A 26,900-nucleotide genomic window follows, 5' to 3' on the forward strand; every position below is an offset into this window, starting at 1 on the left:
AGGTGCCTATGCACCCGCGCATTCTCAATCTGAACCAGGTCGATCTTGAACCGTTGCCCGAAGCCCTGGCTCCTACCGGCGACACGGCCGGTCGCTACCAGCAGCGTTTCGCTCGCGTTGGCCAGCAATTGGGCGCGCAAAAGCTTGGGTATCGGCTGTATGCGCTGGAACCGGGCATGCGTGGCAGCCCGTTTCATAGCCATCGGGTCAACGAGGAGATGTTTTACGTCGTGGCCGGGGCAGGGGAGGTACGCCTCGGGACCGAGCGTTTTCCCATCCGTGCGGGCGACGTGATTGCTTGTCCGTCAGGTGGTCCGGAAGCGGCGCATCAGATCATCAATACCAGCAACGCTGAACTGCGCTATCTGGCGGTGAGCACTCAGCAATCACCGGAAATTTGCGAGTACCCGGATTCCGGTAAATATGCGGTGATGGATGATTTCAAGGTGGATGCCGAGGGCAAGGCTTCGGGCTTCGTTGCCATCGCCCGGCCGGGCGACGGCGTGGATTATTGGGACGGTGAGTAACCTGTAGCAGCGTGTAGCAGCGTGTAGCAGCTGTCGAGCAGCGCGAGGCTGCGTCCGACTGCGAAGCAGGCGCTGAACCAGAACTTGCGGTGTTTCAGACAGACAGCGTTAGCCTGACTCACGACGGCTTCGCCGCCGGACGCAGCCTCGCGCTGCTCGACAGCTGCTACAAGCCGGACGCAGCCTCGCGCTGCTCGACAGCTGCTACAAGCCGGACGCAGCCTCGCGCTGCTCGACAGCTGCTACAAGCCGGACGCAGCCTCGCGCTGCTCGACGGCTGCTACAAGCCGGACGAGCTGCTACGGGTTATTCGAGGCGGGCCAGGCGTTCTTCCAGCGCGGCAATTCGCGCTTCAAGCTCTTCGATTCGCTCAACCGACACCCCGCTGGCATTGCCTCGCTCCACCGGATTGTGCCGTGCCGCCAGAATCACCTCGATGTCTGCCGGATCACCCAACGCATGCATATACCGGTCCTCCCGCTGGCCGGCCTGCTTTGGAATTAACAGTGCCAAGCCCCGGGCAATCAAACGTTCCAGCTGATGCACCACCTGTTCGGCGTCTTCAAACTCATGCATGCGCCCGCTGCGGGTCAGTAATTCATTGGTCGTCTGCGGGCCGCGCAAGAACAACAGGCCTGTCAAAATCACTTGTGCCGGCACCAGTTCCAGGGCTTTGTCGACCTTGTGCTCCCAGCGATCCGCGCGGCTGCCCATCACCAGTTTGGCGAAGCCGCGTCCTTCCAGCGCCCGCAGGCTCTGGCCGACCTGACCCTGGGTCAGGTTCATCACCGGTTCGCGGCTGGTTTTCTGGTTGCAGGCGATCACCAGGGCATTGAGGGTCAGCGGATACGTTTCGGGGCTGGTGGCCTGTTTCTCGATCAGCGAGCCCAAAATGCGGATTTCCGTGCTGCTAAGTCGCGGCTCGTCAGAGGTTGTTTCTTGCTCAGTGCTCATGGTTGCGAATCCTTGCCCGGTTCATGTTTTTCACGTGCCTGGATGCACTTTAGATTGGCGAGCGCCAATGGCAACTGAATTCGTCGTGCGCCCCGCAGTAACCATGACGAAACCTAGATGAAATATTAACGACTTTTTTACAAAAGCGCGGGCACCTTAGGCGGGCTCGCGCGACGTCGTGCGCGCCGTACAAGGCGTCGTGGCCTCTGGCCGCATCGCCCCGAACTTCTGCCCCATGCATCGAGTCACTCGGTGTACGACACCTTCATTCGCCTCTGCTTACAAAAAACCAATAAAGGCGAGAGAGACTCCATGAACCAAGACATTTTTGTATCTGTACTGATTCCAGCCAAAAACGAAGCAAACAACCTCAGGCCACTGCTTGAGGAAATCCGCGTGGCGTTGGCCGATGAGGCTTACGAAATCATCGTCGTTGACGATGGCAGCACCGACGCCACCTTGCACGAACTGCGGCAAATGCGGCACAACGGGCTGGACGCATTGCGTATCCTGCACCATGAACGTTCGCTGGGGCAGAGCACTTCGCTTTACCACGCGGCGTTCGAAGCGCGCGGACAATGGCTGGCCACACTCGATGGCGACGGGCAAAACGACCCGGCGGACATCCCCGGTATGCTGGCGCTGGTGCGCGGAGAGCCGGGACGCGTCGATGTGCAATTGGTGGCTGGGCACCGGGTCAATCGCCGCGATACCGCGAGCAAGCGCTGGGCTTCGCGTCTCGCCAACGGCCTGCGCAGCCGACTGCTCAAGGATTCCACCCCGGACACGGGATGCGGCTTGAAGTTGATCGAGCGTGCTGCGTTTTTGCGCCTGCCGTACTTCGACCACATGCATCGCTATATCCCGGCGCTGATCCAGCGCCATAACGGCCGAATGATCGTTCATCCGGTCAACCACCGCCCGCGCACCGCCGGGGTATCCAAGTACGGCAATCTCGACCGCGCCCTGGTGGGCATTCTCGACCTGATCGGCGTCTGGTGGCTGATCAAACGCACGCGCCTGAACACCCATGCGCAGGAGATTGAAGGATGAATCTTTCCCGCGAAGCCATGTGGCTGGCAGTCGGTTTTATTGGCCAGATCGCCTTTACCGGCCGCTTTATCCTGCAGTGGCTGTACAGCGAGTACAAAAAACGCAGCGTGATCCCGGTGAGCTTCTGGTACCTGAGCATCGTCGGCAGCACCCTGCTGCTCGCGTACGCCATTTACCGGGAGGACCCGGTGTTCATTGTCGGCCAGGCCTTCGGCTCCCTCGTTTATTTTCGCAACTTGCAGTTGATCGCCAAAAGTAAAGACCTGAAGGAGTAGGTTATGCGCGGATCGTTATCGACCCGGAATATCACGTTACTTGCGACGATCGCCATTGCGCTGCTGTTTTTCTGGGGATTGGGTAGCGTGCCGTTCCTCAGTGTCAACGAGGCTCGTCGCGCTGTCACCGTGCGGGAAATGCGCGAAGCCGGGAGCTGGTTGCTGCCGTACATGAACGGCGATTTGTACCTGTCCAAACCGCCGTTTTTCTATTGGGCGGGCCTGGTGTCGACGGCCGTGCTGGGCAGTTTGTCCGAGTGGAGTGTGCGCCTGCCGTCGGCGCTGGCCGCGATGTTGTGCTGCCTCGGCACGTATTGGTACGGCGTCAGGCAGGCCGGGCGCCAGGTCGGTTTGTTCGCCGTGGTGTTTCTGGCCGCCAACGGTGCTTTCAGTCTGTTCGCCCGCCGCTCTGAAATCGAAATGCTGCTGACCCTGCTGTGCTTTGGCGCATTGCTGGCAGCGTGGCAGTTCATCTTCCTGCAGGGCCGGGATGTCTGGCGCCGCCTCAGCTACGTCCTGCTTGGCTGTGCACTGCTGACGAAAGGCCCGGTGTGCCTGTTGTGGGTGACGGCGCCGATTCTGACGTACGCCTTGATCTACCGCGATGCGCGGGCCAAGGCTTACCTGTGTGACGGTTGGGGCTGGTTGATTGCCGTGGTGCTGGGCAGTTCCTGGTACGTGGCGGTGTCGGTAAGTCAGGGCTGGGGCATCTGGGCGTCGATCATCAGCGAAGACATCGTGAAGAAGATTGACGGGCAGGGCGCCGAGGCCTGGTACGCGTATCTACTGTACCTGGCCGGTGATTTCTTTCCATTCTGGCTGATTGTGTTTGTGCAGCCGCGCAAGTTCTGGGCAATGATCCGATCGCGCCGTGAAGCGGCCATGCTGCTGTGTTGCACGCTGCTGCCGCTGCTGGTTTTCTCGATGTTCACCGAAAAGCACGGCAAGTACCTGTTGCCGGTTTACCCGTCCATGGCGTTGCTGCTGGCCATGCACTGGGCGGCAGTGCTCGATGATCTGAAGGGGCGCTGGCGCACGGTCCTGGCGGTTGTGCCCTACGTGATGCTGGCCGGGTTCGTTGTGTTCTACATGTTCGTTGAAGCGCGGGTACTGGCTCACCGGGTCGCTGGCCTGGAACAGGTCGCGACATTGGCCGCAGGGCAACCGGGCCAAAAAGCCTACACCCTCGGCGAGCCGGATATCCGTCTGGTCTATTACCTGGGCCGGCCGGTTGCAGCGTTGACGGTGGAGCAGTTGCAGGGAGAGTCCCGGCCCGCGGGGTTGTTGTTCATGCAGGAGCCGCTCCAGCCAGAGCTACAGAACCTGGTGTCGTGCGCCGTTGGCGCGGTCAAACCTTATCTGAAACCGGAACGGGGCGCGGTCCTTGTGCGTTTGGGTGGCGAGTGCCGTTGATCGCCGCTTAAAAAGAGCGGTCGGAGGAGGGCTGCGCATGGCTATAATCGGCCGACGTTTCCCTCCTGTCACCACACGAGACCTGCCATGACCATCGCCCTGTACGACGCTTCTGTTCCTGTTTTCAAGCAAATGCTCAATGCCCTGAGCGATGTGCTGAACAAGGCCGAAGCCCACGCCACTGCCAAGAACATTGACCCGAACGCATTCCTGCAGGCACGTCTGTACCCGGACATGTTCCCGCTGGTGCGTCAGGTACAGATCGCCGTTGATTTCGCCAAAGGCGTTTCCTCGCGCCTGGCCGAAATCGAGCTGCCGAAGTACGACGACACCGAAACCACCTTCGCTGAGCTGCAAGCACTGATCGCCAAGGTTCTGGCCTTCATCGGCGAGATCAAGCCGGAGCAGATCAACGGCAAGGAAGGCATCGAGATCGTTACCCGTCCGGGTACCCCTAAAGAGAAGCGCTTCAGTGGCCAGGCTTACCTGCTGACCTACGGCCTGCCGCAGTTCTTCTTCCACGTCACCACCACTTACGCATTGCTGCGTCACAACGGTGTGGAAGTGGGCAAGCGCGATTTCATGGGCGCGTTCTAAACCGTCCAGGTACAAAAAAGCCCCCGGAGCCTTAAGCTGCGGGGGCTTTTTCATGTGTACGCATTTATCAGCTACACCACGGTTCCTGTAGGAGTGAGCCTGCTCGCGATGGTGGAGTATCAGGCGACATCTATGTTGAATGATTGAACGCTATCGCGAGCAGGCTCGCTCCTACAAGGGTTTGTGTCAGGCCAAACGTTCGGCTTTCTGTTCTTCGCCCAGGCACGCCGCGGCGGTAAACAGCACGTCCGTGGAGGAGTTCAGCGCGGTCTCCGCCGAATCCTGCAATACACCAATGATGAAACCGACCGCCACCACCTGCATGGCGATTTCGCTAGGAATGCCGAACAGGCTGCACGCCAGCGGAATCAGCAACAGCGAACCGCCGGCCACGCCCGAAGCGCCACAGGCACAGATCGCTGCGACGACGCTCAGCAGAATGGCCGTCGGAATGTCCACGGCGATGCCCAAGGTGTGCACGGCTGCCAAGGTCAGCACAGTGATGGTGATCGCCGCGCCGGCCATGTTGATGGTCGCGCCCAGCGGGATCGATACCGAGTAGGTGTCTTCGTGCAGGCCCAGGCGATTGCTCAGCTCCAGATTGACCGGAATGTTCGCCGCCGAACTGCGCGTGAAGAACGCGGTAATGCCGCTCTCACGCAGGCAGGTCAGCACCAGCGGATAAGGGTTGCGACGCACCTTCCAGAACACGATCAGCGGGTTCATCACCAGCGCCACGAACAGCATGCAGCCCAGCAGCACGGCCAGCAGGTGTGCGTAGCCGATCAAGGCACCAAAACCGGAGGTGGCCAGGGTCGAGGACACCAGGCCGAAGATCCCCAGCGGGGCGAAGCGAATCACCACGCGCACGATCACGGTCACGCCATTGGACAAGTCACCCAGTACTTCGCGGGTGGTGTCGCCGGCGTGGCGAATGGCGATGCCCATGCCGATCGCCCACGCCAGGATGCCGATGAAGTTGGCGTTCATCAGTGCGCTGATCGGGTTATCAACCACGCTCAGCAGCAGGCTTTGCAGGACTTCGCCAATACCGCCCGGTGCCGTCACTGCGACGTCCTGGGTGGACAGCACCAGACTCGACGGGAACATCATGCTGGCCACGACGGCGACCACCGCGGCAGCGAAAGTCCCCAGCAGGTACAGGAACAGAATCGGCCGGATATGTGTTTCCTGACCGTGTTTATGGTTGGCAATCGAGGCCATGACCAACACGAACACCAAAATCGGCGCGACTGCTTTCAATGCGCTGACGAAGACTTTGCCAATAAACGCCGTGGACTTCGCCACTTCAGGCGCGAACAGGGCCAAGGCAATACCGGCGAGCAGGCCGATAACGATTTGCGTCACCAGGCTGGTGCGTTTCAGGCGTTGCAATAGAGAAGGGGATGAAGCAGTCATAAACAGCATCTCTGATTTTTTATAAGTGCAAGGTTTCGCAGGTTTGCGGCAATAAACGGGGGCAGGCCACAGGCGGGAAACCGGAAAGGGGTGTAGTGCCGATCAGTCAGCCATCACACAAAAATTGCGTTTTGGTTTAACTGATCGGCATTAACCACAGGGTGTACATTTTGCAGGGCGCGGACTTTATCACAGCGCAGGACCGTTCTTTCAGACCTGTGAGCAACTGACGCTATGGCGTTCAACGAGATAGGCAGGTTCGTGCAACCCTGTTTTGAATCACTCTGTTAAGATTCGCCATCCTCACTTTCAAGTTGCCAGTGGGCCTTCGGGCTATCGCTGGTGTCGTCGTTTTCTGGAGCTCTGCATGCTGTTGCCCATTCTTCTGTTGTCCGCCGCCGGTTTTACGGTGCTGACCACGGAATTCGTCATCGTTGGCCTGTTGCCGGCCATTGCCCGGGACCTGGACGTCTCGATCCCGCAAGCGGGTTTGCTGGTGACGTTGTTTGCCTTCACCGTCGCTGCCTTCGGGCCGTTCCTGACTGCATACTTCGCCAGGTTTGAGCGCCGTAAACTGTTCATCAGCGTGCTGATCATGTTCGGTCTGGCCAATACCCTCGCGGCCTTTGCGCCCAATATCTGGGTGATGGCATTTGCCCGGTTGATTCCTGCGCTCGGGTTGCCGGTGTTCTGGGCCCTGGCCAGCGAGACGGCGGTGGACATCGTCGGCCCCGATTACGCCGGGCGGGCCATCGCCAAGATCGGTTTCGGGATTGTCTGCGCCACGGTGTTCGGCATTCCGGTGGGCACGCTGATTTCCGATGCATTCGGCTGGCGCAGTGCCTTCGGTATTCTCGCTGTCATTGCCTTTGCCAAAGCCTTGCTGCTGTTCATTTACCTGCCCAAAACCGATCTGCATCAGCATCAGGTGAGTTTCCGTTCGCAATTCAAAATCCTGCGCAGCCCGCTGATGCTCGGCCACGTGCTGCTGTCGATTGTGGTCTTCAGCGGGATGTTTACCGCGTACACCTACCTGGCGGACATTCTTGAGCGCCTGGCCGGTTTCAACGGCACGGTGGTCGGCTGGTGCCTGATGGGCTTTGGCGCGGTCGGACTGATCGGTAACTCGCTGGGCGGTCGCGCGGTGGACCGCCATCCGCTTATTGCTTCGATGATGTTCTGTGCCTTCATGATTTCCGGCCTGGTAACGCTGGTGCCAAATATCCATTCGCCCCTCGGTCTGGCGGCGGCGATGGGTATCTGGGGCGTGACTCAGGCGGCGCTGTTCCTGGTCAGCCACGTGCGCCTGATGAAGGCGGCACCCGAGGCCCCGGCGTTCGCCGCGTCGCTGAACATTGCCGGGGCCAACCTCGGCATCGGCCTGGGCGCCATCGTTGGCGGCCGGGTTATCGACAGTGTCGGGTTGCAAGGCCTTGGTTTTGCGGCGGCCGGTTTTATCCTTGCTTCGATTCTGCTGGCCATTGCGCTGATGACCTTCAAGCCTCGTGAGATTTACGCCTGACGGTTGAAAGGTCGGTAAACAACTGGCGTCGGGCGCCTTCGGTAATCGCCACGATGCCGGGGTGCTTGACCTTGCGCTCCACTGAAATGGCGTAGAACGACTCGGTCACGGCGTCGGTCTGGCCAATCAACTCCACGCCACATTGGCGTTTCACTTCATCGGCAATCACGCTCGGGCCGATGAAGATCCCGCTGCCGGACTGACCGAAAGCCTGCATCAGCGCACTGTCGTCGAACTCGCCGACAATGCGCGGCTGGATTTGCTGCTCGGCGAACCAGCGCTGCAAGCGGTTGCGCACCACGGTTTCCGGCCCCGGAATCAACAGTGGCGCGCCGTGCAGGCCGCGGGGGAAATCCTGACCGTGCTGCGCGGCCAGTTCCGCCGTGGCAAAGAAGCTGATCCCGCATTCCCCGAGTTTCTGGCTATAGCCCTTGATGTCCAGATGCGAGGGCATCGGGCTGTCGGAAATCACCATGTCCAGGCGCTGGATTGCCAGGTCGGCGAGCAACCGCTCGAGCTTGTCCTCGCGGCAGGTGATGCGCAGCGGCTCGCTCAGCTCCATGGTCGGCGCGATCAGCCGATAGACGATCGACTTGGGCACGACGTCCGCGACCCCCACACGAAATTGAATCTGCTGCTCGTTGGGCTGTGCGCGCAGCATCAACTCCAGTTCACCGCCCAACTGAAACATCTGCTCGGCGTAGGGCAGGGCCTGACGGCCCGCCTCGGTGAGTTCAAGCTGTCGGCCGACCCGTCGAAACAACTCGATGCCGTAGGTTTGTTCGAGCAGGGAAATCTGCCCGCTGATGGTCTGTGGTGTCAGGTTGAGCTGCTCGCAGGCGCGCACGATGCTGCCGGTCTTGGCTACCACCCAGAAGTAATGCAATTGCCGATAGTTGAGCATCGCGGTCTACAGTTCGTAAAAATCGAAGTATAACCGCTAAAAATACGAATTTTCCTGAAGTGTTTGTCTCCCTAGAATGCGTCGCTATCAACGGGCCATCGTTTTGGTGCCGTTTGTTCTAATGAGGGAAACATCATGAAGCTTAAAACCACGGCTGTGCTGTTCGCGTCTTTACTGCTGTTGGCCGGTTGCGACCAGGCGGAAAAAAGTGCTCAGCAACTGATGGGCAAGGCTGCCGAAAGCGCCAAACAGGCAATTGACGAGACCCACAAAGCCGCCGAACAAGCGCTCAGCGACGCCACTAACGGTGTTATCAGCAAAAAAGAGTCATCGGGTGAAGAGAAAGACAAAGCCCAATCCCAGGAAATCTAACGTCTAATACGAGTCAGGACTGACCCATGGAATACCTTTTAGAACTTGCTGCAAGCCCTACCGCCTGGGTCGCCCTGGCTACTTTGGTGGTGATGGAAATCGTGCTCGGCATCGATAACCTGATCTTCATCTCGATCCTGACCAATAAGCTGCCTGAGCAGCACCGACAGAAAGCCCGCCGTATTGGTATCGGCATGGCGTTGATCCTGCGCCTGGCACTGCTGAGCACCATTGCGTTCATCGTCCAGTTGACGGCGCCTGTGATCGAAGTTCTCGGCCATGCGTTCTCCTGGAAGGACATGATCCTGATTGCCGGCGGCCTGTTCCTGTTGTGGAAGGCGACCACCGAGATCCATCACAGCATGGACCCGGCGCCGGAAGATCCAAAATCGGCGACGTCCACTGTGACCCTGGGCTTTGCGGCTGCGATCGGTCAGATCCTGATGCTGGACATGGTGTTTTCCATCGACAGCATCATTACCGCTGTCGGCATGACCGAGCATTTGCCGATCATGATCATTGCGGTGGTGGTGTCGGTCCTGGTGATGTTGCTGGCGGCTGATCCATTGGCCAAGTTCATCAACGACAACCCGACGGTGGTGATGCTGGCGCTGGGCTTCCTGATCATGATCGGCATGACGCTGATCGCCGAAGGCTTCGGCGCCCACGTACCGAAAGGCTACGTCTATGCGGCCATGGCGTTCTCGGCCACGATTGAATGCTTGAACATGATGTCCCGCCGGGCCAGGCAGAAGCGCGTAGCGACTGAAGCTTAATCGGCAATAAACGAAAAGGCCGCCTGAGTGTTCAGGCGGCCTTTTTTTTGAAGGCTGAAATAGGCCGATCAGTGCACGGTGGCGTGATGCTCAGCTGGTTTTTCGCTTTTGGCCACAGGCGCTGATTGCACCGGGTGGTGATGATGCCGTCGGGTAATGCGCAGGACACCCCACAACATGGCGGCAGCAACGGCCAGCCAGCCGGAAATCAACATCACGATCGTCATAACAAGGCTCATCGTGCCTCCTCTTTGCCCTGCATCGGGCACACACGCTTTGCAACTGTCAGTCTAGTCGGTGCTGTGTGTCAGACAATTGACCAAAGGTCGCCTGTCACTAACGAGTTCGCTCTATCGAATGCGCGCAACTGCCGGTTAAAGCTATACCGGCACCGCGCGTCGTCCTATGATCGACGGCCAAGCCGGGAGTGTGGTGCCTGGCGCCTGAACAGAGAGTGAACATGGAGCGGGTATTTTCTCGAATTCGAACGGCAGCACTGATCGTTGGCTGCGTTGCCGGATTGGCGGGGTGCGCCGGGAGCGTCGCACCTGAGATCAAGCGTCTGCCGGAGCGGGTGGAGCTCAGTGGTACGTTCTACCGCGGGCAAGCCTTTCAAAGTGGACCGCAAGTGCTGGCCAGCCTGTTGGCGCAACAGGGCATAGTCATTACCCCTGGCTTGCTCGAAAAGCCCCTGCATTTGCCGGGCGCCGAAGACAAGTTGCAGCAAAACATGCAGAACCTGGCCCGCGAATACGGGATGGTGGTTTACCCCCTCGACAACACTTTGCCCGCGCTGCTGACTCAGGTCGCCGCCGGCTATCCGGTGATGGTGCGTTTCACCGAAGGTACGGCGCTCTGGGCTGAGCCGCGCTACGCCATTCTCGCTGGATACAACAGTAAGAAGCAGACCGTGTTGCTGCGCGCGGGGATGAATCGTCGGGACTTGATGAGTTTCAGTTCGTTTGAATCGTCATTCAAGGACGCTGGCGGCTGGGCCGTGCTGATCCTGAAGCCGGATCAGATTCCGGCCAACGTCGATCAGCAGCGTTGGCTCAAGGCGGCCAATGAGCTGGGGCAGGCCGGTCAGGAGCAAGCAGCAGCGCGGGCAAAAAAGGCCCTGACGGCGCAGTAGGTCTCCGTTCGTCATTCTGCAGGGCACTGCCGTGCACAGCGGCTCTCTAAAGGACAGGGCCCGGATTTGTCCGGGCCGTACCAAGGAGGCGCCCATGGCACATTCCACTACCCCTGTCGGCCCGCATTCGTCTGAGCATTCTTCGGGCGATGAGCTGGGTTTCGATCCCGATTCGCCAGACCTCGCCGATCCCCAGGTCGATCCCATCGGTCCGGCCAAGGCACCCAGGGACGTGAAGCCAGGTGACAATCCCAAGGCGCCAGCGAAGCCTTACGACCCCTTGGCTGATCTGAAACCCTGAGCCCTGATGAGGTGCCTATGTCTACCGATTCGAGTTTCGACGACAAGCGTCCGGACAGCGTTCCTACAAACCCCGAAGGGACCGCGACGGACCCTGTGATGGATCCGAACAGCCCGCTGCGCGATCCTTTGGCACGGCCGGTGTCGCCAAAAGCGCACCCTGAGGGCTGGAGAGACCCGAGCAAGGGGGACGGTATTCCTGACGACGATCAGATGCCGCTGCCCAACGATTAACCCTCAGGCGAAAAAAAGCCCCGATTATTCGGGGCTTTGTCTTTCGGAGCGCTGGTTTACTTTGAGGCTTCAATCACACCGCTCTGACGTTGCTTGAGGTTCTTGTCAGACTTGTACTGCAAGGCCACCGACGGCACGTCTGCGCCTTTGCCGGTTTCGACCCAATTGCGAATACGGGTGGCGTCGGCAAAGTGAGTGTACTTGCCATAGGCATCCAGGATGACCAGGGCGACCTGGCGGTTACCCATGCTGGTGACCAGCACCAGGCAGTGTCCCGCCTGGTTGGTGAAGCCGGTTTTCGTCAGCTGGATATCCCAATCGTCTTTGCGCACCAAGTGGTCGGTATTGCGGAACTGCAGGCTGTAGTTGGGCTTGCGGAACGACACGATTTTTTCTTTGGTGGTACTCAGTTCGGTCAATAGCGGTTGCTTGTGCGCTGCGACCAGCAGTTTGCTCAAGTCGCGAGCGGTGGACACGTTGTGCGGGGAGAGACCGGTCGGTTCGACGAAGTGGGTGTTAGTCATGCCCAGTGCCTTGGCCTTGGCGTTCATGGCGGCAATGAATGCCGCATAGCCACCCGGGTAGTGGTGGGCCAGGCTTGCCGCCGCGCGGTTTTCCGAAGACATCAGCGCAATCAGCAGCATTTCCCGGCGTGGCATCTCACTGTTGAGCTTGACTCGGGAAAACACCCCTTTCATCTCTGGCGTGTCACTGATGTTGATGTTGATGATTTCGTCCATGTTCTGGCGCGCTTCAACCACGACCAGGCCGGTCATCAACTTGCTCACGGAAGCGATAGGGACCACTACGTCGGGGTTGCTGGCGTAGATGATTTTGTTGGTCTGCATATCCATGACTAATGAACTGCCCGACGCGAGTTTGAGATGTGTTGCATCTCGAGGCGCGGCGGTCGTATCGCCAGCGTTGGTGATTGGCGTGATGAAAGTTCCTGTAACTGCAAAAAATAGGCTCAGGATCGAAAGACGGATTTTCACGCTGGCAGACTCATTATGTGTTGATAAGCCGTTTTGTAACGGGCTATTTCGTAAAAAGCGCGACATTCTGGAGTATGGCTGAATAACTGTCGATGGTTGTTCCAGTAAGAGATGAAAGTGTTTGGAAACATGAAAAATATGTCATTTTCCGGCGGGTGGTCGGGCTTTTTCTGCAGGCAAAAAAAACCCCGCCAGTAGCGGGGTTCTTGATTGGCCATTTACGTCTGCTTTGTCACTTAGCTGTGCAGGGTTTCGGCCGCGTACAGCGTGTTTTCCAGCAGGCAGGCACGGGTCATCGGGCCAACACCGCCCGGTACGGGTGTAATCCAGCCAGCACGGGGCAGGGCGGTTTCGTAGATTACGTCGCCGACCAGTTTGCCGTCTTCCTGGCGATTGATGCCGACATCGATCACGATCGCGCCTTCCTTGATCCATTCACCCTTGACCAGGCCTGGCTTGCCAGCGGCAACCACCACCAGGTCAGCGCGGCCGACATGGCCAGCCAGATCCTTGGTGAAGCGGTGGGTAACGGTCACGGTGCAACCGGCCAGCAGCAACTCCATCGCCATCGGGCGGCCAACAATGTTGGACGCGCCGACAATCACGGCATCCATCCCGTAGAGATCGGCACCGGTGCTTTCCAGCAAGGTCATGATGCCTTTAGGGGTGCAGGGGCGCAGCAGCGGAATACGTTGGGCCAGGCGACCGACGTTATAAGGGTGGAAGCCGTCGACGTCTTTGTCCGGACGAATGCGCTCCAGCAATTTGGAGGCGTCCAGGTGTTCCGGTAAAGGAAGCTGAAGCAGAACGCCGTCGATTGCCGGGTCGTCGTTCAGACGATCGATCAGATCGGTCAGTGCTTCTTGAGTGGTTTCGGAAGGCAGGTCATAGGCTTGGGAGATAAAGCCGACCTCTTCACAGTCTTTACGCTTGTGCGAGACATAAACCTGAGAGGCGGGATCGCTGCCGACCAGGATCACCGCGAGCCCCGGCGTGCGCAGACCTTGCTGGCGACGTTCGGTAACGCGTTTGGCGATCTGCTGGCGCAGGCTGGCGGCGATCGATTTGCCGTCGATTAGTTGTGCAGTCATTGCGCGTGATTAACCATCGAGAGGGGAAAAAAAGAGAACGCATTCTCGCATGTCATGAGGTGAGGGCAAAGGCGCTTGGTCTGCAAATTCCCCTAACTCCTTTAATTAAATGAATTTTTTTTAAAAAGGATTTGACGACCTCCGGGGGGCTCTATACTATTCGTCGCACTTGTCGGGCACAGCCTAGCACTGGTTGGGAAGGTCGAACGGAATTACGATTCCGCAAGACTGGAAAGCACTTAGTTTGTAGTCCTCCAAGGTTACAGCTAACAAGGCGCCCGTAGCTCAGCTGGATAGAGCATCCGCCTTCTAAGCGGATGGTCGCAGGTTCGAGTCCTGCCGGGTGCGCCATTAGGCAGCTTTGGCACAAGTAGCGCAATATGGTGGGCGTAGCTCAGTTGGTAGAGCACGGGATTGTGACTCCCGTTGTCGTGGGTTCGATCCCCATCGTCCACCCCATATTTCGAAAGGCGCCAGATTAACAGTCTGGCGCCTTTGCTTTAAAGGCTTCAATGCGGATGTGGTGGAATTGGTAGACACACTGGATTTAGGTTCCAGCGCCGCGAGGCGTAAGAGTTCGAGTCTCTTCATCCGCACCAAATAAAGCTTCATTCATGCCGATTGGCGTGGTTGGGGTTTACAAAGAGGTTGTTTGGCTTCTTTGACAGGCAATATGGTGGGCGTAGCTCAGTTGGTAGAGCACGGGATTGTGACTCCCGTTGTCGTGGGTTCGATCCCCATCGTCCACCCCATATTTCGAAAGGCGCCAGATTTAACAGTCTGGCGCCTTTTTTGTTTCAGTGGTTCGAGTATTTGGCGGCTGCAGGTTCTGGGTCGCAGGGGTGGGGCGTTTCGTCGTATTTTTGTTTCTCGATGATGCCGCGCTGCCCGCCGACCTTGCTTGCAAGATCGGCTGTCAGGGAGATGATTGGCAGCCTCTTCTATATATAGAAGGGTTGGCGCAGAGCCCTGGCGTAATTGGCTGTATTTGCCATCGGGGCGAGGTGCATTCGTGCATTCGCACCTATAAATTGCCTGCTGCGTTTTTACCCGTTTTCAGTAGGGTGACTTCTTGAGTTTGACCCACTAGAATGCATGCCCTTGATTCTGGGGTCGGAAACGGCCGGCTAACGTCTGTGCAACGAGGAATATCCATGCAAGTTTCTGTTGAAAATACTACTGCTCTTGAGCGCCGCATGAGCGTCACCGTGCCGGCTGAGCGCATTGAGAGCCAGGTCAACAAGCGTCTGCAGCAGACTGCCCAAAAGGCCAAGATTGCTGGCTTCCGTCCAGGCAAAGTGCCAATGAGCGAAATCAAGCGCCGTTTCGGTGCTGACGCTCGCCAGGAAGCTGTAGGCGATGTGATCCAGTCTTCCTTCTACGAAGCTGTGGTTGAGCAGAAGCTGAACCCGGCTGGTCAACCTTCGATCGAGCCTAAGTCCCTGGAAGCGGGCAAGGACCTGGAATACGTTGCTGTATTCGAAGTGTTCCCTGAGTTCACTGTTGCCGGTTTCGAAGGTATCACCGTAGAGCGCCTGAGCGCTGACGTGGCTGATGCCGATCTGGACAAAATGCTGGAAATCCTGCGCAAGCAGAACACCCGTTTCGAAGTGGCCGATCGCGCTGCCCAGAACGAAGACCAACTGAACATCGATTTCGTCGGCAAAGTTGACGGTGAAGCGTTCGCTGGCGGTTCCGCCAAGGGCACTCAGCTGGTGCTGGGTTCGGGTCGTATGATCCCTGGTTTCGAAGACGGTCTGGTTGGCGCTAAAGCCGGCGAAGAGCGTGTTCTGAACCTGACCTTCCCTGAGGACTACCAGAACCTGGACCTGGCTGGCAAAACCGCCGAGTTCGCCGTGACTGTCAACACCGTTTCCGAGCCAAAACTGCCAGAGCTGACCGAAGAATTCTTCGCTCAATTCGGCATCAAGGAAACCGGTCTGGAAGGCTTCCGCACCGAAGTTCGCAAGAACATGGAGCGCGAACTGCGCCAGGCGATTAAATCCAAGGTCAAGAATCAGGTAATGGACGGTCTGCTGGCCACCAACCCGATCGAAGTGCCTAAGGCTCTGCTGTCCAACGAAGTTGACCGTCTGCGCGTGCAGGCTGTTCAGCAGTTCGGCGGCAACATCAAGCCAGACCAACTGCCGGCCGAGCTGTTCGAAGAACAAGCCAAGCGCCGCGTAGTACTGGGCCTGATCGTTGCTGAAGTGGTCAAGCAATTCGACCTCAAGCCTGACGAAGCCCGCGTTCGCGAGATGATTCAGGAAATGGCTTCGGCCTACCAAGAGCCTGAGCAAGTCGTGTCCTGGTACTACAAGAACGAGCAGCAACTGAACGAAGTCCGTTCGGTTGTGCTGGAAGAACAAGTTGTGGATACTGTTCTGCAGAAGGCTAGCGTGACCGACAAATCGGTCTCTTACGAAGAAGCAGTCAAGCCGGTAGAAGCTCCACAAGCCGACTGATCGTTTTTGCGATAAGAAGTACACACCATAAGCCAGCCTTCGTGCTGGCTTATGCGTATTCAAGACATAACTATTTGGGAGTGACTGCAGAGCATGTTCCGTAATTCGTATATTCAGCAGAACTCTGATATCCAGGCCGCAGGCGGCCTGGTCCCGATGGTTGTCGAGCAGTCCGCTCGTGGCGAGCGCGCCTACGACATCTACTCGCGCCTCCTCAAGGAGCGAGTGATCTTTCTGGTTGGCCCGGTAGAGGACTACATGGCCAACCTGATCTGTGCGCAATTGCTGTTCCTTGAAGCGGAAAACCCGGACAAGGACATCCATCTCTATATCAACTCCCCGGGCGGTTCGGTGACGGCTGGCATGTCGATCTACGACACCATGCAGTTCATCAAGCCAAACGTGTCGACCACCTGTATCGGTCAGGCGTGCAGCATGGGCGCGTTCCTGTTGACCGCCGGTGCCCAGGGCAAGCGTTACTGCCTGCCGAACTCGCGTGTGATGATTCACCAGCCACTGGGCGGTTTCCAGGGCCAGGCTTCGGATATCGAAATCCATGCCAAGGAAATCCTCTTCATTCGTGAGCGTCTCAACACGCTGATGGCCAAGCACAGCGGGCGCACGCTTGAGGAAATCGAGCGCGATACCAACCGCGATAATTTCATGAGTGCAGACGCTGCACGTGAGTACGGGTTGATCGATGAAGTGATCAGCCAGCGCCCCGCTTAATATAAGCAACTCAAAATAGGGTTGGTCGGCTCGTCCGATCACCAGCGGGCTTGAAAAAGCCCGCAATAGCCTTCATCTTGTGTTGCAAGCCTATCGGATTTGGATCGAACGAATGACTGACACCCGCAACGGCGAGGACAACGGCAAGCTGCTCTATTGCTCCTTCTGTGGCAAAAGCCAGCATGAAGTACGCAAATTGATTGCCGGCCCCTCGGTCTTTATCTGCGACGAGTGCGTCGACCTGTGCAATGACATCATCCGTGAGGAGGTGCAGGAAGCCCAGGCCGAAAGCAGCGCGCATAAATTGCCTTCGCCTAAAGAAATCAGCGGCATCCTTGATCAGTACGTGATTGGTCAGGAGCGTGCGAAAAAGGTTCTGGCCGTAGCGGTGTACAACCACTACAAGCGCCTGAACCAGCGTGACAAAAAGAATGACGACGTCGAGCTTGGCAAGAGCAACATCTTGCTGATCGGCCCGACAGGCTCGGGTAAAACCCTGCTTGCCGAAACACTGGCCCGCTTGCTGAACGTTCCGTTCACCATCGCCGACGCAACCACCCTCACCGAGGCGGGTTATGTGGGTGAAGATGTCGAGAACATCATTCAGAAGCTGCTGCAGAAGTGCGATTACGACGTAGAAAAAGCCCAGATGGGCATTGTCTACATTGATGAGATCGACAAGATCTCGCGCAAGTCTGACAACCCGTCGATCACCCGGGACGTTTCCGGTGAGGGCGTGCAGCAGGCCCTGCTCAAGTTGATCGAAGGCACGGTCGCTTCCGTTCCGCCGCAAGGTGGCCGCAAGCATCCGCAGCAGGAGTTCCTGCAGGTTGACACCCGTAACATCCTGTTCATCTGCGGTGGTGCGTTCTCCGGTCTGGAAAAGGTTATTCAAAACCGTTCCACCAAGGGTGGCATCGGCTTCAACGCAGAAGTACGCAGCAAGGAAGAAGGCAAGAAAGTCGGTGAGTCCCTGCGTGAAGTCGAGCCTGACGATCTGGTCAAGTTCGGTCTGATCCCGGAATTCGTCGGACGTCTGCCGGTACTTGCCACGCTGGACGAGCTTGATGAGGCTGCGCTGATGCAGATTCTCACCGAGCCGAAAAATGCTCTGACCAAGCAGTATGCCAAGCTGTTCGAGATGGAAGGTGTGGACCTGGAGTTCAGGACTGACGCACTGAAATCAGTCGCCAAACGTGCCCTGGAACGCAAGACCGGTGCCCGTGGACTGCGTTCGATTCTCGAAGGTGTATTGCTCGACACTATGTATGAAATCCCCTCGCAGTCCGAGGTGAGTAAAGTAGTGATCGACGAAAGCGTTATAGAAGGCAAGTCCAAGCCACTGTATATCTACGAAAACAGTGAGCCTGCTGCCAAGGCCGCGCCAGACGCTTAAGCGTCATGCAGCCGGAACAAAGAAGGGGCCTTCGGGCCCCTTTGCTATTGTGGGCGCTGGATTGTCGGATCGCCGCACCGCAGCGAAAGCGACCTGACAGCCATCCATTCCCTTAGCTTCCTAAGGTTGCGATCTTTTACTGCTTTTATCCGCTTGTTTTTTTTCAGAGCAGCCCCCATCTTGGTTTCAAGCTTACTTCCATCTGTTTACGGCCTTATGGCCGCCGTAGAGGCGAAATCATGAAGACAACCATCGAATTGCCTCTCCTGCCATTGCGTGATGTTGTGGTTTATCCGCACATGGTTATCCCGCTGTTCGTGGGGCGCGAGAAATCCATCGAAGCCCTCGAGGCAGCGATGACGGGCGACAAGCAGATCCTTCTGCTGGCTCAGAGAAACCCTGCTGACGACGATCCCGGTGAAGATGCACTTTATCGCGTAGGTACTATTGCAACCGTTCTACAGCTGCTCAAGCTGCCTGACGGCACGGTCAAGGTTTTGGTCGAAGGCGAGCAGCGGGGCGCCGTGGAGCGCTTCAGCGAAGTGGACGGCCACTGCCGCGCCGAAGTCTCGCTGATCGATGAAGTCGACGCGCCTGAGCGCGAGTCGGAAGTCTTTGTTCGCAGCCTGCTGGCTCAGTTCGAACAATATGTACAGTTGGGCAAGAAAGTCCCGGCTGAAGTGCTGTCGTCGCTCAACAGCATCGACGAGCCAGGCCGCCTGGTCGACACCATGGCCGCGCACATGGCCCTGAAGATCGAGCAGAAGCAGGAAATTCTCGAAATCATCGATTTGTCGGCCCGTGTCGAGCACGTTCTGGCGCTGCTGGATGCCGAGATTGACCTGCTGCAAGTTGAAAAACGCATTCGTGGTCGCGTCAAAAAGCAAATGGAGCGCAGTCAGCGCGAGTACTACCTGAATGAGCAGATGAAGGCCATTCAGAAGGAGCTCGGCGACAGCGACGAAGGCCACAACGAAATCGAAGAGCTGAAAAAGCGCATCGATGCCGCTGGCCTGCCCAAAGATGCCTTGGCCAAAGCCCAGGCTGAACTGAACAAACTAAAGCAAATGTCGCCAATGTCCGCGGAAGCGACCGTGGTGCGTTCGTATATCGACTGGCTGGTTCAGGTGCCGTGGAAGGCCCAGAGCAAAGTCCGTCTGGACCTTGCGCGCGCCGAGGACATTCTCGACGCCGACCACTACGGTCTGGAAGAAGTCAAAGAGCGGATCCTCGAATACCTCGCCGTGCAAAAACGCGTGAAGAAAATTCGTGGCCCGGTGTTGTGCCTGGTCGGTCCTCCGGGCGTGGGTAAAACCTCGCTGGCGGAGTCGATTGCCCACGCCACCAACCGCAAATTCGTGCGCATGGCCCTTGGTGGTGTGCGTGATGAGGCTGAAATTCGTGGCCATCGCCGTACTTACATCGGTTCGATGCCAGGAAGATTGATTCAAAAGATGACAAAGGTGGGCGTCCGCAACCCGCTGTTCCTGCTTGATGAAATCGACAAGATGGGCAGCGACATGCGTGGCGATCCGGCGTCGGCGTTGCTGGAAGTGCTCGACCCCGAGCAGAACCACAACTTCAACGATCACTACCTGGAAGTCGACTACGACCTGTCCGATGTGATGTTCCTGTGCACCTCGAACTCCATGAACATCCCGCCGGCATTGCTGGACCGGATGGAAGTGATTCGTCTGCCGGGCTACACCGAAGACGAGAAAATCAACATCGCCGTCAAATACCTCTCGCCGAAGCAGATCACTGCCAACGGCTTGAAGAAAGGCGAGCTGGAATTCGACGCCGAAGCGATCCGCGACATCATCCGTTACTACACCCGCGAAGCCGGTGTGCGTGGGCTGGAGCGCCAGATTGCCAAGGTTTGCCGCAAGGCGGTCAAAGAGCATGCGATGGAAAAACGCTTCTCGGTGAAGGTCACTGCCGAGATGCTCGAACACTTCCTGGGCGTGCGTAAATTCCGCTACGGCCTGGCTGAGTCGCAGGATCAGATCGGTCAAGTGACCGGGCTGGCATGGACTCAAGTGGGTGGCGAGCTGCTGACCATTGAAGCCGCCGTGGTCCCGGGTAAAGGTCAATTGATCAAGACCGGTTCCCTGGGTGATGTGATGGTCGAATCGATCACTGCAGCGTTGACCGTGGTTCGTAGTCGTGCGAAGAGCCTGGGGATCCCCCTGGACTTCCACGAGAAGCGCGACACGCATATTCACATGCCGGAAGGGGCGACCCCTAAAGACGGTCCTAGCGCTGGCGTAGGCATGTGCACGGCCCTGGTATCGGCACTGACCGGGATCCCGGTGCGTGCGGACGTCGCCATGACGGGTGAAATCACCCTGCGTGGTCAGGTGCTGGCCATTGGTGGTTTGAAAGAAAAACTGCTGGCCGCTCACCGTGGCGGAATCAAGACAGTGATCATTCCTGAAGAGAACGTACGCGATCTGAAGGAAATTCCTGACAATATCAAGCAAGATCTGCAGATTAAACCGGTTAAATGGATTGACGAGGTCCTGCAAATTGCGCTGCAATACGCGCCGGAGCCCCTGCCTGATGTGGCTCCTGAGATAGTTGCAAAGGATGAAAAACGCGAGTCTGACTCTAAGGAAAGAATTAGCACGCATTAGTACGCATTTGGCCGGGTGGCTTCCTTGACAGCTTTTTAGAGCCCTTGTTATAAAGCGGCTCTTAAGTGTCTGTAGGCCATTCAGCACACGTTTTTGCTTTCACCAAAAAAACTTAGAATCATACTCAAATAGATAGATATAAGGGGACTTAGAGTGAACAAGTCGGAACTGATTGATGCTATCGCTGCATCCGCTGATATCCCGAAAGCTGCTGCTGGCCGTGCGCTGGACGCAGTAATCGAATCCGTCACTGGCGCTCTCAAGGCTGGCGACTCCGTTGTTCTGGTTGGTTTCGGTACTTTCTCCGTAACTGATCGTCCAGCTCGCATTGGTCGTAACCCACAGACCGGTAAGACACTGGAAATCGCGGCAGCCAAAAAACCAGGTTTCAAAGCCGGTAAAGCACTGAAAGAAGCTGTCAACTAAGTTCGATTCAGGTTTTTGCCTATCCGGGTCGGGGTCATGCCTGACCTGGCAGCGGAGCGGTAGTCCAGCCGGCGAATGCCGGTCTGAGACACTGAGGGTCGCAAGTTCGAACCCTCGGTCCGCTCCGCCAGTTACGAGAAGGCGCATCCCCGGATGCGCCTTTCTTCTATCCGGATTCTACCCACGCTCCACGGTTGCCTAATTTTTGAAGTTCAACCGTTTCTGGGGGACGCATGCTGCAGAATATCAGGGACAATTCACAAGGCTGGATTGCCAAGACCATCATCGGGGTCGTCGTTGCATTGATGGCTTTGACCGGTTTCGATGCCATTTTCAAGGCCACCACGCACAGCAATGATGCGGCCAAGGTCAATGGCGAAGAAATCAGCCAGAACGAGCTGAGCCAAGCGGTTGATATGCAACGCCGTCAGCTCATGCAACAGCTGGGCAAGGATTTCGACGCTTCCTTGCTGGATGAAAAAATGCTGCGCGAATCGGCCCTCAAAGGCTTGATCGACCGCAAATTGCTGCTGCAAGGCGCACAGAACTCGAAATTCGCTTTCTCCGAAGGCGCCCTGGACCAAGTAATCCTGCAGACGCCTGAATTCCAGGTCGACGGCAAGTTCAGCCCTGAGCGTTTCGATCAGGTGATCCGTCAGCTCGGTTACAGCCGTATGCAGTTCCGCCAGATGCTGGCTCAGGAAATGCTGATTGGTCAGCTGCGTGCTGGCCTGGCAGGTAGCGGATTCGTCACCGACGCCCAGGTGCTGGCCTTCGCTCGTCTGGAAAAACAGACCCGTGATTTCGCCTCCCTGAACGTCAAGGTTGACCCGGCGGCTGTGAAGCTGACCGACGATGAAGTCAAAGCCTACTACGACGAACACGCCAAGGAGTTCATGACGCCGGATCAGGTGGTCATCGATTACCTGGAATTGAAGAAGGCTTCCTTCTTTGATCAAGTCAGCGTCAAGGACGAAGACCTGCAAGCGGCGTATCAGAAAGAAATCGCGAACCTGTCCGAACAGCGTCGGGCTGCGCACATTCTGATCGAAGTGAACGACAAGATGACCGAGGCGCAAGCCAAGGCCAAGATCGAAGAAGTGCAGGCGCGCCTGGCCAAAGGTGAGAAATTCGAGGCCTTGGCCAAAGAGTTCTCCCAGGACCCGGGTTCGGCCAACAATGGCGGCGACCTTGGCTACGCAGGTCCAGGTGTCTACGACCCGGTCTTCGAAAAAGCCCTGTATTCGCTGAACAAGGATCAAGTCTCCGAGCCGGTTCGTACTGACTTCGGTTTCCACCTGATCAAGCTGTTGGGTGTGGAAGCACCTGAAGTGCCAACGTTTGCCAGCCTGAAAGACAAGCTGACCCGTGAGCTGAAAGCCCAGCAAGTGGAGCAGCGGTTCGTCGAGGCGACCAAACAATTGGAAGACGCCTCGTTCGAAGCGTCCGATCTGGCCCAGCCAGCACAAGACCTGAAGCTGACTGTTCACACCTCCAAGCCGTTTGGTCGTGAAGGCGGTGAGGGGATTGCAGCCAACCGTGCCGTGATCACCGCTGCGTTCAGTCCTGAAGTGCTGGATGAAGGTGCCAACAGCACCGCCATCGAGCTCGATCCGGAAACCGTGATCGTGCTGCGCGCCAAGGAACACCTCAAGCCTGCACAATTGCCGCTGGAAAGCGTGAATGTCGCCATTCGCACGCAATTGGCCAAGGAGCACGCCAGCTCTGCCGCCAAGACCAAGGCTGAACAGCTGATTGCCAGCCTGCGCGACGGCAAGACCCCACTGGACAAAGCCATTGAAGGCCAGAACTGGAAAGTGATCGAAGCGGCTACCCGCGCTCAGGAAGGGGTTGACCCAACCGTGCTGCAAGCGCTGTTCCGGATGCCAAAACCAGCCGCCAAGGACAAGCCGACTTTCAGCAGCGTGACCCTGGCCGATGGTAGCCTGGTGATCGTGCGCTTGAATAACGTGAACGAAGCGGCCGCGCCGACCGATGAAGAGAAGGCTCAATACCGTCGCTTCCTCGCCTCGCGCATTGGCCAGCAGGACTTCGCGGCTTACCGCAAGCAGTTGGAAAGCGAAGCTGACATCAAGCGTTACTGATGCCTGATTAGCTCATTGCTGCAAAAAGACCCCGGTCCAAAGGCTGGGGTTTTTTTTGCCCGCAGAAAAACAAAACGGTTATCCGTCGCCCAATGTGAGTACGGATCGACTTTTTTACGTCAAAGGCAGTCTTTACACTTGTAACTGTTTTAAGACACTAATCGATACGCCGCTAAGCATCGATCTGTTGCACAATACGCCCCGGACCGTTTTCCTCAGGATGTTCAATGTTTAAATCAATTCCCATGCGCCTCGTCGGGTTGGCACTGGTGCTCGCTGCTGCTGCCGGCTGCTCGTCCAAGAAAGCCGCGATCTATGAGCATGAGAACTTCTCCGACTCCGGCACCTTTTCGCGCAATTACCCGGTGAGCGATGCGCAGACCTGCGAAGCCGCCCGTCGCGCCTTGCTCAGCCAGGGTTACATCATTACCAGCAGCGACCCCAAGTTGATCAGTGGGCACAAAAGTTTCCAGCAGACTGGCGAAACCCACATGGAGATCAGTTTCAGTGTGGTCTGTGCCGATGATGGCAGCGACGGGCACCACGCGACCATGTTTGCCAACGCCCTGCAGGACCGTTACGCGCTGAAGAAGACCAATAACTCCGCCAGCCTCGGTGTCGGTGTGTTGGGTTCGGTGTCGATGCCGATCGGCTCGTCCGACGACTCGATGGTCAAGGTCGCCAGCGAAACCGTTTCGTCGGCCAAGTTCTACGAGCGTTTTTTCACGCTGGTCGAATTGTTCCTGCCACCGGAAGCGAAGAAAGCCGCACACATCGTCGAGAAACCGAAGACTGACCTGGGCGTGCCTGAAGCCAAAGCGGCGCCTGCAGCGTTAGCGCCAACGCCTGCGGAACCGACGCCAGCGCCAGCACCGGCTGCTGAGCCTGCACCGGCCCCTACGGCCTCTGAACCTGTTGCACCGCCGGTCGAAACCGCTCCGATTACCCCGGCACAAAACAGCGAACCGGCACCGACCGCAGAAGCTGTCACGCCGCCACCACAGTCGGACCTGCCGCCACCTAGCGAGCCGATTCCGGCCATGCCCATCTCTGGTCATTAAGCGTTTATCTACGGGGTCGGGTCAGACGACATCGATCCCGTAGGCGCTTAACGTTGATCTGCGTCAGCCGGGCCGTAGTCCTACAGCCTGTATCGAAAAAAACCTGTGATAAATTCCTGACCGCCTGCTACGTTTTATTGAGTAGCCGCTGAGCGGTGCACCTGCGTCATTTTTCTTTCACGGGGGCACTTTATGCTCAGGGTGTTGGTCATTTATTCAGGCATTTTTCAAGCGAGCGCTGGGGGATTCAAAAATGGACGATTATCAAGAAGAGCTGCTCGAGTACCAGGCGTTTGAACTGGATCCGCTGGAACCCGCCGAAGACGCTACCGAGCTGTAAGCGTCAGGCAGATTGGCGATGACTGCGGCGAAACTCGCCAGGGGTCTGGCCATTCCAGCGTTTGAAGGCCCGTTGGAAGGCTTCAGCTGAAGCGAAACCCAGCAGGTAAGCGATTTCTCCGAACGCCAGTTCAGTATCGCGAATGTAGGTCATGGCCAGGTCGCGACGGGTGTCGTTGAGAATTGCGCGAAATTGCGTGCCCTCTTCGGCCAGTTTGCGGCGCAAGGTCCAGGTGGGCAGCTTCAGGCGTGCCGCCACTTCTTCCAGGTCGGGTTCCCGACCACCATTGAGCAACGGCCCCAGTAACTGAGTGATGCGTTCACGCAGGCTGCGGGTGCGGGTCAGTTGTTCCAGTTCCCGTTCACAGAGTTGCAGTAAATGCCGCCAGGTACTCGGGCAATGCTGCGGGTTGCGTTGGGCGAGGCTGGGCAGGCTCAGGCGCAGTTGGTTGTGCTCGGCGCCAAACTGGATTGGACAGTCGCCCAGCAGGCCATACGCCTCGCGGTAATCCGGAGCATCGAATTCGATTTCTATGCGCTCTGCGCGCAGCGGGGCAGGGCTCAGGCTGGACAACTGCTGCAACCAGCCGGCGATGATCGAATCCACCACGAAGCGGTTGTAGGCGTTGTAGGGGCTGATGGAATAGAAGCGCAGCCATGCACCCTGAGCGTCTTCATGAAAACTCGACTGGCCGCGATAGTTAGAGCCGTACAAGGCTTCGAAGCGAATCAGGCAACGCGCGGCTTCTCGAACGGTTGGCGCCTGGGCGGCCGTGACCCCGGCCAGACCCGCCTGGCTCAGGCGACTGACCTGGCCCATGCGCAAACCCAGAGCCGGGTCATCCGTCAGTTGAATTGCACTGTGGCCCAGGCGCATGTAACGCGGGATCGACAGCCGGGCACCGGGCTCCGCCAGTCGGGCCGCATCCAGTCCGTATTGATCGAGCAACGGTTGAGGATCTACGCCATGGCTGTGCACGGCATCGGCCAGACTATGGACGAAGCCCACCGACAAATCCCCGAGGCGCATCGGCTGCGGTTTCATGGGTTACAACCAGAGGTTCAACAACCGCGCGCCGCGGGCATTGCCGTCGGCGAACTGTTGACCGTTGTTGCTGAGAAAGCTTTGCCCGGCGCTGCCCCTGTCCCAGAACTGGCCGCGCAGGAACACGCTCATCCCGGCAATGGCCTGGCTGGAAGGCGATTGGCTTGTCAGTGTCAGGCGATGCCAGGCTTGACCTTCGCTCAGTTCGCCGGCCTTGAGGGTGACGGATTCGGGTGTCGGCAACCCTCGGTATCCCCGCCAAGGTTTATCCCAGGTGTCGCGCCCGATGACGTACGCCGGTACGGCCACTAGTCGCACGCCCTGAGCATCGAGCTTTCGGTAGTTTTCCGGGTACCAACTGTCGCTGCCGATCAACACACCCAAGCGTCCGGCGGGCGTATCGATGACGTTGAGTGCCTGCAGGTCATTGGCCTTGATGTCGTCATGTTCCTCGAACACCGGATGCATCTGGCGTTGGGGTTGGCCGATCGGCACGCCGTCGCGCCCGAATATCACGCTGCTGTTGTACAGCGCACCGCGTCCGATTTTCAGCGTACCGTCAATGATGCTGGGCTCCGGCAGCACGATGGTGCCCGCCACCAGCGTCACATGAAACTCTTTCGCCAGCCCCCCGAACAGTGCCTGGTAATCCTTGGCCATGCCTTTGGCCTTCATCCGCAAATGAGCGTCGTCGAGACGGCTGCCGCCGTTGGCACTGATCAGTGCGCGGACAAACTTCAGGGGATTGCTCGCCGCCAGCCAGTTCATCGCTTCCTGGAGCGTGGTGGCCTGGTACAGCTCATCTTTTTCACCGCTGACCATCAGCCAGGTGCCGACGTGTTCAGGCAGCACGACGATGGTCTTGTCATTCAACAGGCCCTCATCCTGGGCCTTCTGAAGATAGGCCGCGAGTTTGCGATGCAAGCGTTCGGGGCTTTGATAGTCGGTAGGGAACAGCTCAGGCTGTATGCCCAGCAGATTGCCGCGATCGGCGGGTTCGCCTTGATCAATGGCCAGGTTGATGCGCAGGTCCGACAGGTAATGGCCCACCGGACGATCCGCGGCCCACATGGCGTAGGTTGTCAGGGTGGCAACGATGGCCATGGAAAAGGTCAGGTACAAAAGTTTGCGCAT

The 26,900-nt window shown here is 57.8% G+C and carries 26 protein-coding genes and 4 tRNA genes; 22 read left to right on the forward strand and 8 right to left on the reverse strand.

All coding sequences use genetic code 11. The features are described from left to right. Positions 1-8: 8 nt before the first annotated feature. Positions 9-527, forward strand: coding sequence for a cupin domain-containing protein (locus tag BMS17_RS22185; protein WP_046032580.1), 519 nt, complete (start codon positions 9-11; stop codon positions 525-527). Positions 528-833: 306 nt separating this feature from the next. Here the strand turns inward: BMS17_RS22185 and BMS17_RS22190 are convergent, their stop codons facing one another. After that, positions 834-1,481 carry a YceH family protein gene (locus tag BMS17_RS22190; RefSeq protein ID WP_046032579.1) on the reverse strand — a complete coding sequence of 216 codons (648 nt, stop codon included), beginning with the start codon at positions 1,479-1,481 and terminating at the stop codon, positions 834-836. A 312-nt stretch (positions 1,482-1,793) separates the two neighbouring features. On the opposite strand from BMS17_RS22190, the gene BMS17_RS22195 reads away from it, so the two are divergent. The 4 genes from BMS17_RS22195 to BMS17_RS22210 all read left to right on the forward strand — a co-directional run bounded on the left by BMS17_RS22195 (position 1,794) and on the right by BMS17_RS22210 (position 4,819). Beyond that, entirely contained in the window at positions 1,794-2,534 is a 741-nt protein-coding gene (locus BMS17_RS22195) for a glycosyltransferase family 2 protein (RefSeq protein WP_046032578.1), read from the forward strand. Next, positions 2,531-2,809: a lipid-A-disaccharide synthase N-terminal domain-containing protein gene (locus BMS17_RS22200; protein WP_046032577.1), complete on the forward strand. Its 279-nt coding sequence runs from the start codon at positions 2,531-2,533 to the stop codon at positions 2,807-2,809. The genes BMS17_RS22195 and BMS17_RS22200 overlap by 4 nt, the downstream gene beginning before the upstream one ends. 3 nt (positions 2,810-2,812) lie before the next feature. Beyond that, positions 2,813-4,222: a glycosyltransferase family 39 protein gene (locus tag BMS17_RS22205; protein WP_046032576.1), complete on the forward strand. Its 1,410-nt coding sequence runs from the start codon at positions 2,813-2,815 to the stop codon at positions 4,220-4,222. An 87-nt stretch (positions 4,223-4,309) separates the two neighbouring features. Then, the gene (locus BMS17_RS22210; RefSeq protein ID WP_046032575.1) at positions 4,310-4,819 is read left to right on the forward strand and encodes a DUF1993 family protein; all 510 of its coding nucleotides are present in this window, start codon (positions 4,310-4,312) and stop codon (positions 4,817-4,819) included. 186 nt (positions 4,820-5,005) lie between these two features. Here the strand turns inward: BMS17_RS22210 and sstT are convergent, their stop codons facing one another. After that, entirely contained in the window at positions 5,006-6,238 is a 1,233-nt protein-coding gene (gene sstT / locus BMS17_RS22215) for a serine/threonine transporter SstT (RefSeq protein ID WP_046032622.1), read from the reverse strand. A gap of 367 nt (positions 6,239-6,605) precedes the next feature. Between sstT and BMS17_RS22220 the strand changes: the two genes are divergently transcribed. Then, positions 6,606-7,760 carry an MFS transporter gene (locus BMS17_RS22220; protein ID WP_046032574.1) on the forward strand — a complete coding sequence of 385 codons (1,155 nt, stop codon included), beginning with the start codon at positions 6,606-6,608 and terminating at the stop codon, positions 7,758-7,760. Here BMS17_RS22220 and nhaR read toward each other — a convergent pair. Further along, on the reverse strand, positions 7,735-8,664 hold the full coding sequence (gene nhaR / locus BMS17_RS22225; protein ID WP_046032573.1) for a transcriptional activator NhaR: 930 nt from the start codon (positions 8,662-8,664) through the stop codon (positions 7,735-7,737). The two genes, BMS17_RS22220 and nhaR, sit on opposite strands and share 26 nt — an antisense overlap. Positions 8,665-8,799: 135 nt before the next feature. Between nhaR and BMS17_RS22230 the strand changes: the two genes are divergently transcribed. Together BMS17_RS22230 and BMS17_RS22235 are read left to right on the forward strand one after the other, a co-directional pair. Beyond that, the gene (locus tag BMS17_RS22230; protein ID WP_046032572.1) at positions 8,800-9,036 is read left to right on the forward strand and encodes a hypothetical protein; all 237 of its coding nucleotides are present in this window, start codon (positions 8,800-8,802) and stop codon (positions 9,034-9,036) included. A gap of 26 nt (positions 9,037-9,062) precedes the next feature. After that, on the forward strand, positions 9,063-9,812 hold the full coding sequence (locus tag BMS17_RS22235) for a TerC family protein (protein ID WP_077431770.1): 750 nt from the start codon (positions 9,063-9,065) through the stop codon (positions 9,810-9,812). Positions 9,813-9,880: 68 nt separating this feature from the next. Here the strand turns inward: BMS17_RS22235 and BMS17_RS30415 are convergent, their stop codons facing one another. Further along, entirely contained in the window at positions 9,881-10,051 is a 171-nt protein-coding gene (locus tag BMS17_RS30415) for a hypothetical protein (protein WP_175648988.1), read from the reverse strand. A gap of 221 nt (positions 10,052-10,272) precedes the next feature. On the opposite strand from BMS17_RS30415, the gene BMS17_RS22240 reads away from it, so the two are divergent. The 3 genes from BMS17_RS22240 to BMS17_RS22250 all read left to right on the forward strand — a co-directional run bounded on the left by BMS17_RS22240 (position 10,273) and on the right by BMS17_RS22250 (position 11,478). Next, positions 10,273-10,944 (forward strand): lipoprotein, encoded by a 672-nt coding sequence (locus BMS17_RS22240; protein ID WP_046032570.1) that lies wholly within the window; start codon positions 10,273-10,275, stop codon positions 10,942-10,944. 94 nt (positions 10,945-11,038) lie between these two features. Beyond that, complete coding sequence (locus BMS17_RS22245) at positions 11,039-11,245, forward strand: DUF6021 family protein (protein WP_027925384.1); 207 nt, start codon at positions 11,039-11,041, stop codon at positions 11,243-11,245. A 17-nt stretch (positions 11,246-11,262) separates the two neighbouring features. Next, positions 11,263-11,478: a hypothetical protein gene (locus BMS17_RS22250; protein WP_046032569.1), complete on the forward strand. Its 216-nt coding sequence runs from the start codon at positions 11,263-11,265 to the stop codon at positions 11,476-11,478. A 56-nt stretch (positions 11,479-11,534) separates the two neighbouring features. Here the strand turns inward: BMS17_RS22250 and pbpG are convergent, their stop codons facing one another. Continuing rightward, positions 11,535-12,473, reverse strand: coding sequence for a D-alanyl-D-alanine endopeptidase (gene pbpG / locus BMS17_RS22255; protein WP_077431771.1), 939 nt, complete (start codon positions 12,471-12,473; stop codon positions 11,535-11,537). A gap of 236 nt (positions 12,474-12,709) precedes the next feature. Then, positions 12,710-13,564 carry a bifunctional methylenetetrahydrofolate dehydrogenase/methenyltetrahydrofolate cyclohydrolase FolD gene (gene folD / locus BMS17_RS22260; protein WP_046032567.1) on the reverse strand — a complete coding sequence of 285 codons (855 nt, stop codon included), beginning with the start codon at positions 13,562-13,564 and terminating at the stop codon, positions 12,710-12,712. A gap of 274 nt (positions 13,565-13,838) precedes the next feature. On the opposite strand from folD, the gene BMS17_RS22265 reads away from it, so the two are divergent. From BMS17_RS22265 to BMS17_RS22315, 11 genes are all read left to right on the forward strand, one after another. Then, positions 13,839-13,915: transfer RNA gene (locus tag BMS17_RS22265), tRNA-Arg, on the forward strand. Positions 13,916-13,947: 32 nt separating this feature from the next. Further along, positions 13,948-14,023: transfer RNA gene (locus BMS17_RS22270), tRNA-His, on the forward strand. Between the two features lie 55 nt (positions 14,024-14,078). Then, positions 14,079-14,163: transfer RNA gene (locus BMS17_RS22275), tRNA-Leu, on the forward strand. A gap of 77 nt (positions 14,164-14,240) precedes the next feature. After that, positions 14,241-14,316 (forward strand) — tRNA-His (locus BMS17_RS22280). Positions 14,317-14,718: 402 nt separating this feature from the next. Further along, positions 14,719-16,029 carry a trigger factor gene (gene tig, locus BMS17_RS22285; protein WP_046032566.1) on the forward strand — a complete coding sequence of 437 codons (1,311 nt, stop codon included), beginning with the start codon at positions 14,719-14,721 and terminating at the stop codon, positions 16,027-16,029. A gap of 93 nt (positions 16,030-16,122) precedes the next feature. Beyond that, a complete protein-coding gene (gene clpP, locus BMS17_RS22290) occupies positions 16,123-16,758 on the forward strand; it encodes an ATP-dependent Clp endopeptidase proteolytic subunit ClpP (RefSeq protein ID WP_015094302.1) in 636 nt (211 codons plus the stop codon). Positions 16,759-16,870: 112 nt separating this feature from the next. Then, positions 16,871-18,154, forward strand: a complete 1,284-nt coding sequence (clpX, locus tag BMS17_RS22295; RefSeq protein ID WP_046032565.1) for an ATP-dependent Clp protease ATP-binding subunit ClpX — start codon at positions 16,871-16,873, stop codon at positions 18,152-18,154. A gap of 239 nt (positions 18,155-18,393) precedes the next feature. Next, on the forward strand, positions 18,394-20,790 hold the full coding sequence (gene lon, locus BMS17_RS22300) for an endopeptidase La (RefSeq protein WP_046032564.1): 2,397 nt from the start codon (positions 18,394-18,396) through the stop codon (positions 20,788-20,790). A gap of 153 nt (positions 20,791-20,943) precedes the next feature. Continuing rightward, the gene (locus BMS17_RS22305) at positions 20,944-21,216 is read left to right on the forward strand and encodes an HU family DNA-binding protein (protein WP_002552737.1); all 273 of its coding nucleotides are present in this window, start codon (positions 20,944-20,946) and stop codon (positions 21,214-21,216) included. A 233-nt stretch (positions 21,217-21,449) separates the two neighbouring features. Then, a complete protein-coding gene (locus tag BMS17_RS22310; protein WP_077431772.1) occupies positions 21,450-23,321 on the forward strand; it encodes a SurA N-terminal domain-containing protein in 1,872 nt (623 codons plus the stop codon). 227 nt (positions 23,322-23,548) lie between these two features. Next, positions 23,549-24,382, forward strand: coding sequence for a DUF2242 domain-containing protein (locus BMS17_RS22315; protein ID WP_046032562.1), 834 nt, complete (start codon positions 23,549-23,551; stop codon positions 24,380-24,382). Between the two features lie 343 nt (positions 24,383-24,725). Here the strand turns inward: BMS17_RS22315 and BMS17_RS22320 are convergent, their stop codons facing one another. Together BMS17_RS22320 and BMS17_RS22325 are read right to left on the reverse strand one after the other, a co-directional pair. After that, entirely contained in the window at positions 24,726-25,766 is a 1,041-nt protein-coding gene (locus BMS17_RS22320) for an AraC family transcriptional regulator (RefSeq protein WP_046032561.1), read from the reverse strand. Between the two features lie 3 nt (positions 25,767-25,769). Next, positions 25,770-26,900, reverse strand: coding sequence for a nitrilase-related carbon-nitrogen hydrolase (locus tag BMS17_RS22325; protein ID WP_077431773.1), 1,131 nt, complete (start codon positions 26,898-26,900; stop codon positions 25,770-25,772).

The organism is Pseudomonas sp. C9 (assembly GCF_002000165.1).
GTDB lineage: Bacteria > Pseudomonadota > Gammaproteobacteria > Pseudomonadales > Pseudomonadaceae > Aquipseudomonas.

Bases quoted from the DNA above. Each gene is read 5' to 3' on its own strand.
- BMS17_RS22185 (WP_046032580.1), top strand. From the start codon at position 9: ATGCACCCGCGCATTCTCAATCTGAACCAGGTCGATCTTGAACCGTTG.
- BMS17_RS22190 (WP_046032579.1), bottom strand. From the start codon at position 1,481: ATGAGCACTGAGCAAGAAACAACCTCTGACGAGCCGCGACTTAGCAGC.
- BMS17_RS22195 (WP_046032578.1), top strand. From the start codon at position 1,794: ATGAACCAAGACATTTTTGTATCTGTACTGATTCCAGCCAAAAACGAA.
- BMS17_RS22200 (WP_046032577.1), top strand. From the start codon at position 2,531: ATGAATCTTTCCCGCGAAGCCATGTGGCTGGCAGTCGGTTTTATTGGC.
- BMS17_RS22205 (WP_046032576.1), top strand. From the start codon at position 2,813: ATGCGCGGATCGTTATCGACCCGGAATATCACGTTACTTGCGACGATC.
- BMS17_RS22210 (WP_046032575.1), top strand. From the start codon at position 4,310: ATGACCATCGCCCTGTACGACGCTTCTGTTCCTGTTTTCAAGCAAATG.
- sstT (WP_046032622.1), bottom strand. From the start codon at position 6,238: ATGACTGCTTCATCCCCTTCTCTATTGCAACGCCTGAAACGCACCAGC.
- BMS17_RS22220 (WP_046032574.1), top strand. From the start codon at position 6,606: ATGCTGTTGCCCATTCTTCTGTTGTCCGCCGCCGGTTTTACGGTGCTG.
- nhaR (WP_046032573.1), bottom strand. From the start codon at position 8,664: ATGCTCAACTATCGGCAATTGCATTACTTCTGGGTGGTAGCCAAGACC.
- BMS17_RS22230 (WP_046032572.1), top strand. From the start codon at position 8,800: ATGAAGCTTAAAACCACGGCTGTGCTGTTCGCGTCTTTACTGCTGTTG.
- BMS17_RS22235 (WP_077431770.1), top strand. From the start codon at position 9,063: ATGGAATACCTTTTAGAACTTGCTGCAAGCCCTACCGCCTGGGTCGCC.
- BMS17_RS30415 (WP_175648988.1), bottom strand. From the start codon at position 10,051: ATGAGCCTTGTTATGACGATCGTGATGTTGATTTCCGGCTGGCTGGCC.
- BMS17_RS22240 (WP_046032570.1), top strand. From the start codon at position 10,273: ATGGAGCGGGTATTTTCTCGAATTCGAACGGCAGCACTGATCGTTGGC.
- BMS17_RS22245 (WP_027925384.1), top strand. From the start codon at position 11,039: ATGGCACATTCCACTACCCCTGTCGGCCCGCATTCGTCTGAGCATTCT.
- BMS17_RS22250 (WP_046032569.1), top strand. From the start codon at position 11,263: ATGTCTACCGATTCGAGTTTCGACGACAAGCGTCCGGACAGCGTTCCT.
- folD (WP_046032567.1), bottom strand. From the start codon at position 13,564: ATGACTGCACAACTAATCGACGGCAAATCGATCGCCGCCAGCCTGCGC.
- tig (WP_046032566.1), top strand. From the start codon at position 14,719: ATGCAAGTTTCTGTTGAAAATACTACTGCTCTTGAGCGCCGCATGAGC.
- clpP (WP_015094302.1), top strand. From the start codon at position 16,123: ATGTTCCGTAATTCGTATATTCAGCAGAACTCTGATATCCAGGCCGCA.
- clpX (WP_046032565.1), top strand. From the start codon at position 16,871: ATGACTGACACCCGCAACGGCGAGGACAACGGCAAGCTGCTCTATTGC.
- lon (WP_046032564.1), top strand. From the start codon at position 18,394: ATGAAGACAACCATCGAATTGCCTCTCCTGCCATTGCGTGATGTTGTG.
- BMS17_RS22310 (WP_077431772.1), top strand. From the start codon at position 21,450: ATGCTGCAGAATATCAGGGACAATTCACAAGGCTGGATTGCCAAGACC.
- BMS17_RS22315 (WP_046032562.1), top strand. From the start codon at position 23,549: ATGTTTAAATCAATTCCCATGCGCCTCGTCGGGTTGGCACTGGTGCTC.
- BMS17_RS22320 (WP_046032561.1), bottom strand. From the start codon at position 25,766: ATGAAACCGCAGCCGATGCGCCTCGGGGATTTGTCGGTGGGCTTCGTC.
- BMS17_RS22325 (WP_077431773.1), bottom strand. From the start codon at position 26,900: ATGCGCAAACTTTTGTACCTGACCTTTTCCATGGCCATCGTTGCCACC.